Here is a 13,869-nt window from a genome sequence, read left to right on the forward strand (position 1 = left end):
TCCTCCCACAGGGGAGAAGGGTCCGAAGCCTCACCAGCGTGCTGGCCAGGCGAAGTTGGTTGAGGGGCCGGTTACGAAGCGGAAAACTTCATCAGCTTGATCGCCTCGGAATTGGCGACCGCGCCGCCGATCCGCTTGACCGCATAGAAATGCACGAACGGCTTGTTGCTGAATGGATCGCGCAGGATGCTCGTCTCGCTGCGTTCGGAAATCACATAGCCCGCCTGGAAATTACCAAAGGCGATGGACAGCGATCCCGCCGCGATGTCGGGCATATCCTCGGCCTCGATCACCGGATAGCCCAGCAGCGTCGCGGGCTGCCCGGCGGCCAGCGAAGGCTGCCAGATGAATGCCCCATCGGTCGTCTTCATCTTGCGGATAACCGCCAGTGTCGCCGAATTCATGACGAACACGGCCCCCTGACGATATGGCGCGCGCAGGCTCTGCACCAGGTCGATCAGCTTGTCCTGCGGGCTGGTCGCCGCAAAGCCCGCCGACGCGCCCGACGCCACATATTGCAACGATCCGAAAGCGCGCACGCTGTCGGCTTCATTGGTGGTCGTGTAGGTCAGGAAACCCTTGGGCTTGTCCGTGCCATTGCCGTTGACGAAGGCCGCGCCCTCCGCTGCGGCGAACTCGCGAGCGATCTCCCCGGCCAGCCAGCCTTCAACATCGAACTGCGCGTCGTCCAGCATCGCCTGGCTCGCCGCCGGATTGGCATATAGCTCACCCGAAGGCGGCACGATCTCGTTGAAGCTGGGCGTTGCCGTCTCGGCCCGCGCACCCGTCTCGCTGGCCCAGCCGGACACGATGCCGCCCGACGTCACCAGCTTGCGATAGCCAGCCGTTCCCGTCCGCACGACATTGGCGATGGACCTGATCGGCGAAATGCTCTTCAGCGTCGCGTCGATAATCTGGTCGATCTCACGCGGCACCGCATAGCCGCCTGCCCCGCCGCTGGCCCCCGAAAAGCTTTTCAGCTCCACGCCCGCCTCAAGCCCTTGCCGCAAATAGCGGTCGACAAAGGCCGCCCTCTTGGGGTCGAACGCGCCACCCTTCACCCCATCCAGCGCAGGCCGCTGCTGCTGGACCAACACGCCTTTCAGCGCCGCGATCTCGCCCTCGAGCGCCTCGATACGCTCACCCTGCACCACAGCATCAAAGCTCGCTTCCAACTGGTCCGTCATTCACCACTCCTCGCTTAGAAACAAAAAGGGCGGCCCCGCAGGACCGCCAATCAAACCTTCTCCCCTAGGGGGAGAAGGATACGAAGCCTTGCCAGCCCGCTGGCTAGGCGAAGTTGGAAGAGGGGGGAGAGCCCCCTACCCCTCCACCGCAATCACCCGCGCCAATGGCTGCATCGGATGCGTGACCACGCTCACCTCCACCAGCTCCAGCGACAGCAGCTCGCGCGGAGAAGCCCCCCGCGCCTCACGCACCCGGTAGCCAAAGGACAGGCCGTCCACCGTCCGGTCCTTCAGCGCGCGGGCCGCCGCCCGTCCGGCGCTCGTCCGCCCCGAAACGCGCCCAATCACCCGCAATCCACGCGCATCCTCCTCGACCCGCTCGACGGTTCCTATCGCGTCGCCGGGCGAATGCTGCCACAGCAGCGGCACCCCCGCCGCCACGCCCGCAAAGGCCCCCGGACGCACCACATCGCCGCCATGATCCATCCGGTCGAACACCGCCGCATAGCCCGCGAAGCGCACGCCTTCGCCCAAATCGGACACGCTCACCCGCGCACCATCCCGATCAGTCCCGCCTTCACCGCGATGCCCAGCAGGATCAGCGCCATCACGATCCGCACGGCCCAACCGACCACCGCGCCGCGCGCCGCCTTCTTCGCGTCGCGCCAGGCCGACAGCAGCTCGCGCAACTCCCGCACGTCCCCCTCCGCGCTGCGGTCGGACAGCCCCAGCCGCTCCAGCGCCCGCCCCGCGCCCAGCTCGCTCGCTTCCTCGATCAGCGCGCGGATCATCACCATGTCCATTTGCCCCGGCGCGCCTTCGGCCTGCGCCACCAGCCGCGCCAGCATCTCGCCATCATATTTCATGACACCCGCCCCCGCGTTCGATCAAATCCCCAACATCGCCTTCTTCTCATCCGCCGACAGGAAATCCGCCGAAGCCACCCGCTCCCACAGGATCGCCCGCTCGTCCGCCAGCGCAGGCACCGCATCCAGGTCCGCGCAAAGCGACAGGCCCGGCCACCACCCCTGCAACCCCTGCGCCAGCCCGCAGCAGATCTTCGCGACCAGCGGCAGGATCGTCTGCCGCCACAACGCCTTGTTCGCCTCGCGATAATTGGCGTAGGCATTGTCCCCCGGCAGACCCATCAGCATCGGCGGCACGCCGAACGCCAGCGCGATCTCCCGCGCCGCCGCCGCCTTCAGGCCCACGAAATCCATCTCGGCGGGCGTCAGGCTCATCGCCTTCCAGTCCAGCCCGCCTTCCAGCAGCATCGGCCGCCCCGCATTGGCCGCACCGGAAAAGGCGACCTCCATCTCGCGCTTGACCCGCTCGAACTGCTCCGGCGACATCACCGACCCGTCGCCCGGATCGTATACCATCGCCCCGGAAGGCCGCGCCGCATTGTCCAGCAGCGCCTTGTTCCACACCGTCGCCGCATTGTGGATCGCCACCGCTCCCGCCGCCGCGCCCACGCAGCCCAGCCCATAATGGTCGTCCAACGGATGCAGCGCCTTCAGATGCAGGATCGACGTTCGCCCCGCGCCATCCTCGGGCAACAGGCGCGTCACGCTGTCGCCAACACGATACAGATAGGCGGCGGGCCACCCCCGCGCATCCGCCTCCACGCTCACCCGTTCCGGACGCAGCGCATAAAGCTCGGCAGGCTTGCCCTCCGCGCCGGCCATGATCTGAACATAGCCATTGCCATGCAGCAGCAAATGGCTCGCCAGCGTCTCGATCAATCCCTGCCCCGCCGAATGACGGGTCAGCAGGGACAGAACAGGTCCACGTTCCGCCTCATCCACCCCATGCACCATCAGCGTCGTCGCGCCCGCGCCTTCCGACACCAGCCGCAACGCCCGCTGCGCGACCGGATTGCCGATCGCGCCGCTGCGCACCTGCGCCTCGTAGGATGCGGGCCATTCCCCCAGCGCCACCGCGCCCGATCCCCAGGCACGCGCCAACACCGGCCGCGCGCCAGATCGCGCCGCCTTCGCCCCGAACAATTTCATGAAAGCCCCCGAAAAACAAAAATCCTCTCCCTTGTGGGGGAGAGGATGGTGAAGCTTGACGGCTCGCCGCCTAGCGAAAGCTGGAGAGGGGAATGCCCCCCTCCTCTATTCAAGGATTCCGCGCCAGCACCCGGTCGCACGCCGCATTGGTGCCCTCGCTCTTGCCGATCACGCGCCCGGCCACAGCGCCAGCCGCACCGGCCAGCAGGGATTCGCCAAGGTTTCCGCCAGCCAGCGCACCCACGCCGGCACCGCCCGCCGCGCCGATCACCGTCCCGCGATCCCGTCCCTTCTTCGCCTGCAACAGGCAGCAGCGGACATCATCCCTGTCCCGTGGCGCCGCACGCGCCACCCGCGCCCGCTCCTTGCTGCTGAGCGACGCAGCCATCACCGGCGTCGCAACCAGTGTAGCGCCAGCGGCTATCATCATGATCCTGGCCAGTTTCATGACCTTCACTCCTCGAAAAATTCTCTGTGATAGTACGCAGGGCAAGCCGGCGCGGTTCCTCACACCGGGCGCACCCGCGCCTGCCCTCGCCGCCCCAGCATCAGTTCGGTCAGCGCCCATACCAGCGCGTCGGCACGATCCGGCGATCGGCCCGGCCCCACATAGCCGCCCCCGGCAACCAGCCCGCACATCTCATCCTCCAGCGCCCAGAACGCACCGCGATGCCGCACCCGTCCGGCTTCATACAGCGCCGCCACTGGCTCGGCCCGCGCCGCCTTCCCCCGGCTTGCATGCACCAGCCGCACCGGCAGCGCCGCCTCCGCCGCGCGCAGCACGCTTTCCACCATCGCGCCGCCATTATTGGCCTCCGCAATCACCCGGTCCGCGCCATGCTGCGCCGCCGCCTGCGCCGCCGCGCGGGCCCAGCCCTCCGGCGTCGCCTTCTCGACGCTTGCGTCGGCGATCACATAGGCTCGCCCGTCGCCGCCCAGTCCCGCGACGATGATCCCGCACGCATCGCCATGCGCAGACGCTGGCGGATCGACCCCCACCACCACGCGCGACAGCAGCGCGCCGCCATCCTCCCGCTCCGGCACATGCGCCACCCGGCACCGCTCCAGCAGGTCGCGACTCCACAGCGCGCCCTCGACGTCGTTGATCAGCTCGCCTTCCAATTCCTGCCGCCCCAGCCGCGTCGCGCCATAGCTCTGCTCCATCGCCGCCACGAAGCCGTCCGCCAGGTTCGCCAGATTGTCCGCCGTGCGCCCGCGCGTGACGACGACGCCATTGTCCTTCCCCGCCACCAATCTCCGCACCAGCGGCACCGGTCGCGGCGTCGTCGTCGCCAGCACGCGCGGCCGCTCGCCCAGCCGCATCCCCATCATCAGATTGTCCCACGCCGCCTCGCCGCCCGGCCATTTGGCGATCTCATCCGCCCAGCCATGGCTGAACTGCGGACCACGCAGCGATTCCGCATCCGCCGCGCCGAACAGCAACGCCATCGCGCCATTGGGCCAGATCAGCCGCCGCAGTGCAGGTGAAAAGGCTGGCCGGTTCCACCATGGCGCAACCGCCAGCAGCCCCGATGGCCCCTCCACCATCACGCTGCGCGCCTCGCCCAGCGTCGCGCCGACCAGCGCGATCCGCGCCCGCCCGTCCCGTTCGGCAATGGCGCGCACCCACTCGGCCCCGGCCCGCGTCTTGCCAAATCCGCGCCCCGCCATCATCAGCCAGATGCGCCAATCGCCCTCAGGCGCCAATTGTTCTGGCCGCGCCAGCCATTCCCAATCATGCGCCAAAGCCTGCGCCGCCGCCCCGTTCAGCCCCGCCAGCACCCGCTCGCGCGCCTCATCGGGCAGCGCCGCCAGCCGCTCGAAATCCGAAATGCCCCCCATCCAGCCCTGCTCCCTCGCCGCCCTCAACCTCCGGTCAATCGACAGTCACTTCGTTTGCGCCGCTTACTGCCTATATGTGTGCCCATGATCTCCATCCGTCCCGCTCGCGCCGCCGATGGCGCCCGCCTCATCGACATCTGGCGGCGCGCCGTCGATGCGACCCATCACTTTCTTCAGCCCGCTGACCGGCATGTCATTGATGAGGAAGTGTCCGCCTTCCTGCCCCAGGCGTCCGCATGGCTCGCCACCGATGCCGATGACTGCGCTGTGGGCTTCATGCTGATGAATGGCGCGCATATGGATGCGCTCTTCATCGATCCTGACTGGCACGGCCAGGGCGTCGGCCGCTCGCTCGTCGAACATGGCCTCACCCTCAACCCAGCCATGACGACGGACGTCAATGAACAGAATGAAGGCGCGCTGACCTTCTACGAACGCATGGGCTTCGCCCGCACGGGCCGATCCGACCGCGATGGGCAGGGTCGCCCCTATCCCCTTCTCCACCTGCGCTACGCACCGGAAACAAGAGGCTGAAGGTTCACAGTCACCCCTGACTCCTTCTCCCGTCAGGCGGAGCCTGGCCAGCATTGCTGGCTAGGCGAAGTTGGATGAGGGTGTGCCCCGCAACGAACCCACCCGCCAGACGCAGGGCGACGACGCGAAACAACAATCCTAGTCAATCCCCCGCTTCCGCCGCACCTCCTCCAGCGCCTTGCGCAACCGATCGACGGCATCCTCGCCATCGGGCCTGTCGACCGCATCCGCCGCGATCCGGCCCGCCGCCTCACGCTGATGCTGCACCAGCAATCGCACGGCCACGGCATTGGGATGCCCGCGCTTCAGCTTGCGGCTCTTCACTTGTCCCTCGGCGTCCAGCACCACTTCTTCCTGTTCCGTGCCAAACAGCGCCTGCCGCAGCAGCAGCGCTTCCAGCTCGGCATAGCCGATGCTCAGCGCCTGCGCCCATTCACGCGCAAAGCCCGGATCTCGCCGCTTCTGATAATAGGCGCTCGACAGGTTCTTGCCCGCTACCCGCGCCGCCTCGCTGACATTGCAGGTCGCGGCCAGCGTTTCCATGAAGCTCTTGCGCCGCGCCTCCGTCCAGCCATCCTTGCGCACGGCCCGGACCTGCGCTCCGCTTCCCGCCGCACCGCGCTGGCTGCGCTGCACAGTCAGGACGCGGTCCGGGCCATCGCTCGCCTTCCCGGAAAAACGCCTCGCCCCGGCTCCCTCCTCCTGTTTTGCCATGTCAGCTGCCCCCTGCTCATCCCCAAGCAAAAAGGGCCGGCCCATCCGGACCAGCCCTTGCCCCGTCACCGCTCTGGCGACTCACAATTCCCAATATCGACATTCCTGCCAGAACAGCGTGACGATGTCAAGCAGAATGTTCCAAATAGGTTATTTCAACCTAGCTTTCATCTTCTCGATCTGGGGAATCTCGATCTCCAGGGCAGCGGCAAAGCTGGGGCGCGCGCGCATCCGCTCCATCCATTGTCCGATCCTTGGCCATCGATCCGCGATTGGCACCGTATCGCAATAGCCGGCATTGATCAGCGGACACACGACCGCAATGTCGGCTAAAGTGAACCGATCCTCCACCAGAAAACCGCTGTCCGGCAAGACCTTCTTAAGATAATCCAGCGCGCGCGGCAGACTTTCCGCCTCCGCCTTTTCCGCCGCCGCCAGATCCTGCAGCATGCCCATCACCGGCGCGACTACACGATTGAAGAATATCGCCGCGCCCGCCGCCTGCATGATAGTATCGCCAAATTCCTCATACCATATCGTCCGCGCCCGCGCTCTCGGTTCCAGCGGGATCAGGTTCGGCTCAGGCTGGATAGCGTCCATATAGGTTATGATCGCGCTACTGTCGCTGATCAGGAAATCGCCATCCTGAAACGCCGGTATCTTGCCAAAGGGGGATGCCTGCGCGAAAATCTCGCCGCCTTGCCCGAACCCGCCCGGCTTCACCTCTACCGCCAGACCCTTTTCCGCGGCGAAGACGATAACCTTGCGGACAAAGGGCGATGGCCGCGCGCCATAGATGATCATGATATTCCTCCCGGACCGGTCAACCGGCGGATCATGCCAAATAAGTATCGAAATGCAACCTAAATCACATGCCAGCCGCGCCGCCATCCACCACCTTGCGGCTGTAATCGATCCTGATGCGCACCCAGCTACCGATCATCGGCTTGCCGTTCACACGCGGCGGCCGCACCATGAACTGCCACGCGGCCAGCCGCACCGCCCGCGCAAAGCCCGACCCCTGCGGCGATTCGCCCAGCGCCTGGCAATTTTCGACACGGAAATTCTCGATCGTCTTGCACGCCACCAGCCCCCAGCCGTCGCCCGGAGCACTCGCGGGCAGATAGGTGGACAGTTCCGCATGGCTTGGCCGCCGATACCATTCCGCCTCGAACAGTTGCACTCCGCCCGGCCCCTCGCCCGGCCCGGCCGCCATGCGGCTATTCCCCTGGCCCGAAGCGCCCTCGCCCGCATCCTTGCGCGGCATCTTGCCGATGTCCGCCGACGCCATCTGCGCGCTGTCGAGTTGCAGGAAGGGCAACTGCGTCGGCCGTTCTTCCGTGGGGGCCTCTACCGGCTTGGGCGGCTGGATGACGGCGGGTTTCCGCGCCTCCGCCGCCTCGGCCCGCTTCTCCTGCCGCTGCTCGCTCTTCTCCGCCTTGGCTTCAGGCGCAGCAGCCATTTCGAAAGTCACCGGCTGACGAGGATCCTCGATCCGCGGTTCAGGCTGCGGCGCCAGCGTCAGCAACGCCAGCAGCAGCAAACCGTTCAGCCCCAGCGCAAACAGCAGGCCGCCACCGCGCTCGCGCACCCTGGACCATGATGGGGAAGTCAGTGTCACGATATTATCGGCCGGGCTGCTGGTGCGGAAATGGGGTCTTGCCCAGACGCCGCCCGCGCGTCAACGCCGTCGCGTCAGCATATATCTTCCTCGCGCACGACCGGGCGGCTTTCCCGCGTCGCCCGCATCCGGCTTGCCTGATCGTCGGGGTCGGACGTCAATATGACATGATCCTCATGCACCTCCAGCAGCGTGCCGACAAAGGGCATGCCCTCCAAGCTCCCCGTCACGCGGTAACTGACCGTGTCGCCTACCTTGAACGTCGCGGGATCGGTGTTGAATTCAAACGGGCACGCGCCCTCTCCCATGCCCAGCATGACCTTCTCCTTTGCCCCGATTCTAGAGGCGCCGGGCACCGGGTCAACAATTTCGCTTTTGTCATGAAAAGGAAAGCGCTGGCGGTCGGTTTCAATCTCCGCTACGCCCGCCCCCGATGCTCACCAAGCTCTATCAGTGGACGCTGGCCAAAGCCGCCCACGCCCATGCCGAACGCTGGCTCTTCGTCATATCCTTCATGGAATCCAGCTTCTTTCCTATTCCGCCGCATCCGCTGCTCGGCCTCATGTGCCTTGCGCGGCCGGAACGCGCGATCCGATTTGGCGCCATCTGCACGCTCGCCTCGGTACTGGGCGGCATGCTTGGCTATGCGATCGGCTATTTCCTCTATGAAGCGGTCGGGCAGCAGATACTCGACACCCTCGGCCTTGCCGCCAAATTCCCGGTCGCCGCCTGCTATCTGCGCGAATATGGCGCGGAAATCATCCTGGTGAAGGGCGCGACGCCCATCCCCTTCAAGCTCATCACCATCACGGCGGGCTTCATCGGCCTCCCCCTGTTCACCTTCATCTGGGCAAGCATCCTGTCCCGCGCATTCCAGTTCATGCTGGTGGGCTTTCTGTTCTGGAAATTCGGCCGCCCCATAAAGGCGTTCATCGAAAAATATCTGGGCCTGCTCTCCGCCGCCTTCCTCGTCCTTGTCGTGGGCGGCTTCATCGCGGCATCCATGCTGTCGGGCGGCGGGGAAAAGAGCGACGCGTGCAGCGGCGCCACCATGGCCACGCTGCGCTGATCGTTCGGCCGATGCAGGACATGTTCGCCCGCTATCCCCGGCTTGGCGCGCTTTGCGCAGGATTCCTCGCCGCGACTGGTTTTGAGCCGCTTCGGCTCTGGCCCGTCACCCTTGCCTGCTTCGCGCTGCTGCTCTGGCTCATCGCGCGCGCGCCGACGCCTCGCGCAGCCTTCACCCGTGGCTGGCTGTTCGGTCTTGGCCATTTCACGCTGGGCCTCAACTGGATCGCCCACGCTTTCAGCTTTCAGGATGCAATGCCGCACTGGTTCGGCTATGGCGCGGTGGTCTTCCTGTCGCTCTATCTCGCCATCTATCCGGGACTTGCCGCGCTGGCCGCATGGTGGCTGTCCGGCAAGTTGCTCCGGGCCGAACGCAGCGGCCTTCCCTTCATCCTCATCTTCGCCGCCTGCTGGATCGCCAGCGAATATCTGCGCGCCGTCATCTTCACCGGCTTCGCATGGAACCCGCTGGGCGTCACGCTGCTCCCCACCGGCATCGCAATCGCGGCGACGCTGATCGGCACCTATGGCCTCGGCGCGCTGACGATCCTCGCGGCTGGAGCCATCCTCCTCGCCCTCCGCCGTCAGTGGTTCGCCACCGCCGCCATCGCCGCGCCGCTCTGCGCCCTCGCGCTTTGGGGCCTTCTTGCCACCGCGCCGCCGACACCCGCAGGCGCCCCGCGCATTCGCGTCGTTCAGCCGAACATCGGCCAGGACGAAAAATATTCGCCAGAGCTGGAAGAGGCGCATTTCCGCACCCTCGCCCGCCTGTCCGGCGAACAGCGTCCCGCCCCGCGCCTCATCTTCTGGCCCGAAGCCGCGATCCCCGCCTATCTCGACATGGAACCGCAATGGCGCGGTCGGCTGGCGGCGCTGCTCGGCCCCGGCGACCTGCTGATGACCGGCGCGACCAAGGTCTATTTCAAGCAGGTGGAGGAAAATGGCGTCGCCACCAGCGCGCTGGCGGGCGCGAACAACAGCCTCTTCATCGTCTCGCCCGAGGCGCAACTGCTCGGCCGCTATGACAAGGCGCACCTGGTCCCCTATGGCGAATATCTGCCGATGCGCGCGCTGCTCCAGCCGATCGGCCTGTCGCGCCTTGTGCCCGGCGACGCCGATTTCTGGCCCGGTCCCGGCCCGCAAAGCCTCACCCTGCCCGCCACGCTCGGCCGCCCGGAACTCAAGATGGGCGTCCAGATATGCTACGAAATCATCTTCTCGGGTCAGGTGATCGACGCGGCCAATCGCCCAGCCTTCCTCTTCAATCCCTCCAACGACGCCTGGTTCGGCAGCTGGGGGCCGGTCCAGCATCTGGCGCAAGCCCGCCTGCGCGCGATTGAAGAAGGCATCCCCATCATCCGCTCCACCCCCACCGGGGTATCGGCGGTCGTCGATGCGCGCGGCCATGTTCTGCGCGCCCTCGGCCTCAACCGCGCCGGTTTCCTCGACGGCGCGCTGCCGCCAGCCCTGCCCCCGACGCTGTTCGCGCGGCTGGGCAACTGGGCGTCCATCCTGTTCATGATGCTGCTTGCCGGTCTGGCCATTGCCATCCCCAGAACGAAAAGCTAATAGGGCACATAAACTTTTCTTTATGTCGCTTTTCAAGCCAGCCTGCTAACGGGAGTCCCATGCGCAGCAACTATCTCTTCACCTCGGAATCCGTATCCGAAGGCCATCCCGACAAGGTTGCGGACCAGATTTCCGACGCCATCGTCGATCTCTTCCTCTCCAAGGATCCCGAAGCCCGCATCGCCTGCGAAACGCTGACCACGACGCAGCTCGTCGTCCTCGCCGGTGAAATCCGGTGCAAGGGCGTCTATGAAGACGGCGCATGGGCTCCCGGCGCGCAGGAAGAGATTGAACGGACCGTTCGCGACACCGTGAAGCGCATCGGTTATGAGCAGGACGGCTTCCACTGGGAAACTTTCCGCTTCGAAAACAACCTCCATGCCCAGTCCGCGCACATCGCGCAGGGCGTCGACGCGGCCGGCAACAAGGATGAAGGCGCGGGCGACCAGGGCATCATGTTCGGTTTCGCCTGTGACGAAACGCCCGACCTGATGCCCGCCACGCTCGATTACAGCCACAAGATCCTGGCGAAGATGGCCGCCGACCGCCACAGTGGCCGCGCGCCCTTCCTGGAGCCGGACGCCAAGAGCCAGGTCACGCTGCGCTTCGAAAATGGCAAGCCCGCAGCCGCCACCGCCATCGTCGTCTCGACCCAGCATGCGCCGGGCTATGACACGGGCGCCAAGGAAGCCGAACTGAAGGACTATGTGAAGGGCGTCATTGCCGAAGTCCTGCCCGGCGACCTGCTCGGCGACGAAACCGTCTATCACATCAACCCGACCGGCAGCTTTGAAATCGGCGGGCCGGACGGCGACGCAGGCCTCACCGGGCGCAAGATCATCGTCGACACCTATGGCGGCGCTTCGCCCCATGGCGGCGGCGCTTTCTCCGGCAAGGATCCGACCAAGGTCGATCGCTCGGCCGCCTACATCACCCGCTATCTCGCCAAGAATATCGTCGCCGCCGGGCTCGCCCGCCGCTGCACGATCCAGCTGGCCTATGCGATCGGCGTGTCCGAACCGCTCTCGCTCTATGTCGATACCCACGGCACCGGCAGCGTTGACGATGCAAAGATCGAAGAAGCGATCAAGTCGATCAAGGAACTGGGCGGGCTCACCCCGCGCGGCATCCGCACGCATCTGGGCCTCAACAAGCCCATCTATCGCCCGTCGGCTGCCTATGGCCATTTCGGCCGCAAGCCCGAAGGCGATTTCTTCCCCTGGGAACGCACCGACCTGATCGAAAAGCTGAAGGCGGCTCTCTAAGCGCCAAAGCCGCTCAATGATTGAGGCGCGCGGGGAGATAATCCCTGCGCGCCTTGCCCTTGCCCCCTTGGCTCCGTCCCGCTAAGCGCGCGCCCATGACCGCGCACAAATCCGGCGACCCCACCACGCTCAACCGCCTTTACGGCCGCCAGTCGGGCCACAAGCTGCGCGCAGGCCAGCAACAGTTGGTCGATACGCTGCTCCCCGCCGTCTCAGTCCCCGAAGAAGGCGACATCACCGCCGCCGACCTTTTCGGCTACGACCGCCCGCTCCATTTCGAAATCGGCTTCGGCGGCGGCGAGCATATGGCCTATCGCGCCGACATGCTGCCCGACCATGGCTTCATCGGCTGCGAGCCTTTCCTGAACGGCGTCGTCACCGCGCTCGGCCATATTCGCGACAAGGCGCTTGGCAATGTCCGCGTCCATATGGGCGACGCGCTGCAAGTCCTCTCCCGCATCCCTGACGGGGCGCTCAGCTTCGTCTACCTGCTCCATCCCGACCCCTGGCCAAAGGCGCGCCACGCCAAGCGCCGCATGATGAACCCCGGCCCGGTCGGAATGATCGCCCGCAAGCTGAAGCCCGGCGGCGAGTTCCGCTTTGGAACCGACCATCCCGTCTATCTCCGCTGGGCGCTGATGGTGATGAACGGCCATCCCGATTTCGACTGGCTGGCCAGCGATCCAAAGGACTTCCTCACCCGCCCCGGCGGCTGGCCCGAAACGCGCTATGAAGCCAAGGCCCGGAGCCTGGGCCATGAAGTCTGGTATTTCCGCTATCGACGGCGCTGAACCATCCCCTCCCCCAGGTGTTGGCCGGGGGAAAGGAGATGCGCGATGTCCGACAATCATGAAGAGATGATCCACGAAGACGCTCTGCCCGGCCATGAGTCGAAGCTGGAGCCAAAGCCCGAATGGGAGCCCCGCTATCCCGGTTCCGGCCGTCTCGCGGGCAAGGTGGCTCTCGTCACCGGCGCCGACAGCGGCATCGGCCGGGCCGTCGCTGCCCTCTACGCGCGTGAAGGGGCCGACGTCGCCATCCTGTACCTGTGCGAACATGACGACGCGAAAAAAACCGCCCGGATCGTCGAGGGCGAAGGGCAGGAAGCACTCACCATCGCGGGGGACGTAGGCGAAAAAGCCTTCTGCGACGACGCTGTCAAACAGGTCATCGACCGCTTCGGCCGCCTCGACATTCTGGTCAACAACGCCGGTGAACAACATCCCGATCAGGACATCACCGATATCACCGAGGAACAGCTGCGCCGCACGTTCCAGACGAACATCTTCGGCATGTTCTTCCTGACGCAGGCCGCCCGCCCGCACCTGAAAAAAGGCGCGGCGATCATCAACTGCACCAGCGTCACCATGTATCAGGGATCATCGGAACTGCTGGACTATAGCAGCACCAAGGGCGCGATCACCGCCTTCACACGCAGCCTGTCGGAAAATCTGGTGAAGCACGGCATCCGCGTCAACGCCGTCGCCCCCGGCCCGATCTGGACGCCGCTCAACCCCAGCGGCGGCGCGAGTCAGGAGAAGCTTGAACATTTCGGCGAGTCCACCCCCATGGGCCGCCCCGGCCAGCCCAACGAAGTCGCCCCAGCCTTCCTGTTCCTCGCCTGTGAGGACTCAAGCTACATGTCGGGCCAGGTCCTCCATCCGAACGGCGGAACGATTATAAATGGATAGGGACTGCTTTATTCTTCAAGTGGGTGAACTAATCGCCAAATCAAGCATTTATTCCCCGCAGATTCCGCTGCATTCCTTGATGGCCTCGCCCGGATACAACCCCGGGCGGGGCCCTTCTTGTGAATGAATGCCAAGAATAACTGATTGAGATTAGACAGTTTTTCTTGTTTTTATTACTTTGGATATATGGCCGCCCAGCCTTATCCATGGCCTATTAGCAGCGCAGGTTTGCCCTGCAGTGCGACCCAAACTAGCCCCGTCTGTTCAGGCGGGGCTTTTTGCGTCAGCCTGTGCGTGACCATCGGCCTGCCGCTCGATCCGCCGTCGCCACAACAAGGCAACGGCGCGGCGAGCCATGCCCGC

Annotated in this window: 16 protein-coding genes; 6 read left to right on the top strand and 10 right to left on the bottom strand. The window is 65.5% G+C overall.

The genetic code is table 11. The features are described from left to right. Positions 1-71: 71 nt before the first annotated feature. From K663_RS11370 to K663_RS11395, 6 genes are all read right to left on the bottom strand, one after another. The gene (locus tag K663_RS11370) at positions 72-1,187 is read right to left on the bottom strand and encodes a phage major capsid protein (protein WP_062117499.1); all 1,116 of its coding nucleotides are present in this window, start codon (positions 1,185-1,187) and stop codon (positions 72-74) included. 135 nt (positions 1,188-1,322) lie between these two features. After that, entirely contained in the window at positions 1,323-1,673 is a 351-nt protein-coding gene (locus K663_RS11375; protein WP_235589568.1) for an HK97 family phage prohead protease, read from the bottom strand. A 59-nt stretch (positions 1,674-1,732) separates the two neighbouring features. After that, positions 1,733-2,053 (bottom strand): DUF6127 family protein, encoded by a 321-nt coding sequence (locus K663_RS11380; protein WP_062117503.1) that lies wholly within the window; start codon positions 2,051-2,053, stop codon positions 1,733-1,735. Between the two features lie 21 nt (positions 2,054-2,074). Further along, positions 2,075-3,202 carry a phage portal protein gene (locus tag K663_RS11385; protein ID WP_062117507.1) on the bottom strand — a complete coding sequence of 376 codons (1,128 nt, stop codon included), beginning with the start codon at positions 3,200-3,202 and terminating at the stop codon, positions 2,075-2,077. A 109-nt stretch (positions 3,203-3,311) separates the two neighbouring features. Continuing rightward, positions 3,312-3,650 carry a hypothetical protein gene (locus tag K663_RS11390; RefSeq protein ID WP_062117509.1) on the bottom strand — a complete coding sequence of 113 codons (339 nt, stop codon included), beginning with the start codon at positions 3,648-3,650 and terminating at the stop codon, positions 3,312-3,314. A 59-nt stretch (positions 3,651-3,709) separates the two neighbouring features. Then, positions 3,710-5,044, bottom strand: coding sequence for a DNA-packaging protein (locus K663_RS11395; protein WP_062117512.1), 1,335 nt, complete (start codon positions 5,042-5,044; stop codon positions 3,710-3,712). An 84-nt stretch (positions 5,045-5,128) separates the two neighbouring features. Here K663_RS11395 and K663_RS11400 point away from each other — a divergent pair, with 84 nt between their 5' ends. Then, positions 5,129-5,578, top strand: coding sequence for an acetyltransferase (locus tag K663_RS11400; RefSeq protein ID WP_062117515.1), 450 nt, complete (start codon positions 5,129-5,131; stop codon positions 5,576-5,578). Positions 5,579-5,716: 138 nt separating this feature from the next. On the opposite strand, the gene K663_RS11405 is transcribed toward K663_RS11400, so the two are convergent. The 4 genes from K663_RS11405 to K663_RS11420 all read right to left on the bottom strand — a co-directional run bounded on the left by K663_RS11405 (position 5,717) and on the right by K663_RS11420 (position 8,230). After that, complete coding sequence (locus K663_RS11405; protein WP_062117517.1) at positions 5,717-6,292, bottom strand: hypothetical protein; 576 nt, start codon at positions 6,290-6,292, stop codon at positions 5,717-5,719. Between the two features lie 150 nt (positions 6,293-6,442). Continuing rightward, a complete protein-coding gene (locus tag K663_RS11410) occupies positions 6,443-7,096 on the bottom strand; it encodes a glutathione S-transferase family protein (protein WP_062117519.1) in 654 nt (217 codons plus the stop codon). A gap of 64 nt (positions 7,097-7,160) precedes the next feature. After that, complete coding sequence (locus K663_RS11415; RefSeq protein WP_235589433.1) at positions 7,161-7,883, bottom strand: hypothetical protein; 723 nt, start codon at positions 7,881-7,883, stop codon at positions 7,161-7,163. 104 nt (positions 7,884-7,987) lie between these two features. Then, a complete protein-coding gene (locus tag K663_RS11420; protein WP_062117524.1) occupies positions 7,988-8,230 on the bottom strand; it encodes a hypothetical protein in 243 nt (80 codons plus the stop codon). Between the two features lie 116 nt (positions 8,231-8,346). On the opposite strand from K663_RS11420, the gene K663_RS11425 reads away from it, so the two are divergent. The 5 genes from K663_RS11425 to K663_RS11445 all read left to right on the top strand — a co-directional run bounded on the left by K663_RS11425 (position 8,347) and on the right by K663_RS11445 (position 13,506). Continuing rightward, positions 8,347-8,982 (top strand): YqaA family protein, encoded by a 636-nt coding sequence (locus tag K663_RS11425; RefSeq protein WP_062117526.1) that lies wholly within the window; start codon positions 8,347-8,349, stop codon positions 8,980-8,982. 11 nt (positions 8,983-8,993) lie between these two features. Next, positions 8,994-10,550, top strand: a complete 1,557-nt coding sequence (gene lnt / locus K663_RS11430) for an apolipoprotein N-acyltransferase (protein ID WP_062120798.1) — start codon at positions 8,994-8,996, stop codon at positions 10,548-10,550. Positions 10,551-10,609: 59 nt separating this feature from the next. Beyond that, complete coding sequence (metK, locus tag K663_RS11435) at positions 10,610-11,815, top strand: methionine adenosyltransferase (RefSeq protein WP_062117529.1); 1,206 nt, start codon at positions 10,610-10,612, stop codon at positions 11,813-11,815. Positions 11,816-11,910: 95 nt separating this feature from the next. Further along, the gene (gene trmB / locus K663_RS11440) at positions 11,911-12,606 is read left to right on the top strand and encodes a tRNA (guanine(46)-N(7))-methyltransferase TrmB (protein WP_062117532.1); all 696 of its coding nucleotides are present in this window, start codon (positions 11,911-11,913) and stop codon (positions 12,604-12,606) included. Between the two features lie 45 nt (positions 12,607-12,651). Continuing rightward, entirely contained in the window at positions 12,652-13,506 is an 855-nt protein-coding gene (locus tag K663_RS11445; RefSeq protein ID WP_062117535.1) for a glucose 1-dehydrogenase, read from the top strand. Positions 13,507-13,869 lie beyond the last annotated feature (363 nt).

Source organism: Sphingobium sp. MI1205, from assembly GCF_001563285.1.
Taxonomy (GTDB): Bacteria; Pseudomonadota; Alphaproteobacteria; order Sphingomonadales; family Sphingomonadaceae; genus Sphingobium.

Excerpts from the sequence above, each read along its gene's own strand:
- K663_RS11380 (WP_062117503.1), bottom strand. The coding sequence starts at position 2,053 with ATGAAATATGATGGCGAGATGCTGGCGCGGCTGGTGGCGCAGGCCGAA.
- trmB (WP_062117532.1), top strand. The coding sequence starts at position 11,911 with ATGACCGCGCACAAATCCGGCGACCCCACCACGCTCAACCGCCTTTAC.
- K663_RS11390 (WP_062117509.1), bottom strand. The coding sequence starts at position 3,650 with ATGAAACTGGCCAGGATCATGATGATAGCCGCTGGCGCTACACTGGTT.
- K663_RS11425 (WP_062117526.1), top strand. The coding sequence starts at position 8,347 with ATGCTCACCAAGCTCTATCAGTGGACGCTGGCCAAAGCCGCCCACGCC.
- K663_RS11410 (WP_062117519.1), bottom strand. The coding sequence starts at position 7,096 with ATGATCATCTATGGCGCGCGGCCATCGCCCTTTGTCCGCAAGGTTATC.
- K663_RS11405 (WP_062117517.1), bottom strand. The coding sequence starts at position 6,292 with ATGGCAAAACAGGAGGAGGGAGCCGGGGCGAGGCGTTTTTCCGGGAAG.
- K663_RS11395 (WP_062117512.1), bottom strand. The coding sequence starts at position 5,044 with ATGGGGGGCATTTCGGATTTCGAGCGGCTGGCGGCGCTGCCCGATGAG.
- lnt (WP_062120798.1), top strand. The coding sequence starts at position 8,994 with ATGCAGGACATGTTCGCCCGCTATCCCCGGCTTGGCGCGCTTTGCGCA.
- K663_RS11385 (WP_062117507.1), bottom strand. The coding sequence starts at position 3,202 with ATGAAATTGTTCGGGGCGAAGGCGGCGCGATCTGGCGCGCGGCCGGTG.
- K663_RS11445 (WP_062117535.1), top strand. The coding sequence starts at position 12,652 with ATGTCCGACAATCATGAAGAGATGATCCACGAAGACGCTCTGCCCGGC.
- K663_RS11375 (WP_235589568.1), bottom strand. The coding sequence starts at position 1,673 with ATGGATCATGGCGGCGATGTGGTGCGTCCGGGGGCCTTTGCGGGCGTG.
- K663_RS11420 (WP_062117524.1), bottom strand. The coding sequence starts at position 8,230 with ATGCTGGGCATGGGAGAGGGCGCGTGCCCGTTTGAATTCAACACCGAT.
- K663_RS11370 (WP_062117499.1), bottom strand. The coding sequence starts at position 1,187 with ATGACGGACCAGTTGGAAGCGAGCTTTGATGCTGTGGTGCAGGGTGAG.
- K663_RS11400 (WP_062117515.1), top strand. The coding sequence starts at position 5,129 with ATGATCTCCATCCGTCCCGCTCGCGCCGCCGATGGCGCCCGCCTCATC.
- metK (WP_062117529.1), top strand. The coding sequence starts at position 10,610 with ATGCGCAGCAACTATCTCTTCACCTCGGAATCCGTATCCGAAGGCCAT.